1 protein-coding gene is annotated in these 665 nt (G+C 51.0%); it reads right to left on the bottom strand.

Going from position 1 to position 665, the window contains the following annotated elements; all coding sequences use genetic code 11:
* Positions 1-124: 124 nt before the first annotated feature.
* On the bottom strand, positions 125-665 hold a 541-nt coding region (locus B3W37_RS05035; RefSeq protein ID WP_483174972.1), incomplete at its 5' end, for a S8 family serine peptidase.

Raw genomic sequence — 665 nt, 5'->3', positions numbered from 1 at the left:
TGAAGTGCCTTGTTTATTGCATTTCCGTATCGGTTTGGGGTATGGTTCAATAAGTTCCCCTATTAAACCGTGCCGTTAGTTCCCCTTTTTGTGCGGCAATTGATTCCGGAATCAAATGGCTGTCTTATTGTTTCTTGGGCATATCGACCGCCTTTTCCGCATCGCAATATCCCTTGCCCTGGTCGTAAGGCGGGAGATCCCAGTTCTCGGCGGTTTCCAACAGGCGCTGTTTTACCTGATCCGGGGTAAGGGTAGGATGGGATTGGAGTATTAGAGCCGCAATGCCTGCGCAAATGGGTGTGGCCATGGAAGTGCCTGATAAGCTGAAGTAATCATTATCAACCCGGGCATTTTTGTACTGTTTATCCAGATAGGAATTGGGGGAGCGCAGTGAAACGATATTCACTCCCGGACTCAGAATATCCGGTTTAGCCAGGCCGTCAATAGTTGGTCCCCGGCTGGAGAAATCCGCCACCTGATCATCAGTCCGTACCGTGGTATTTTTGTCGTTCATTGCCCCTACAGTAATAACTTTCGGACTTATCCCCGGGCTCGATATGGTTTTTTCGTCCGGGCCTTCATTGCCTGCGGCCACAACTACGACTATTCCCTGGTCCCAGGCGTTATCGGTTATCTTGACCATCGGATCCTCGCCGGCGGGGGTG

It is taken from the genome of Syntrophomonas sp. UBA5494 (assembly GCF_002426325.1).
The sequence above is the reverse complement of the archived record's forward strand: the minus strand, read 5'-3'. Positions and strand labels throughout refer to the sequence as shown.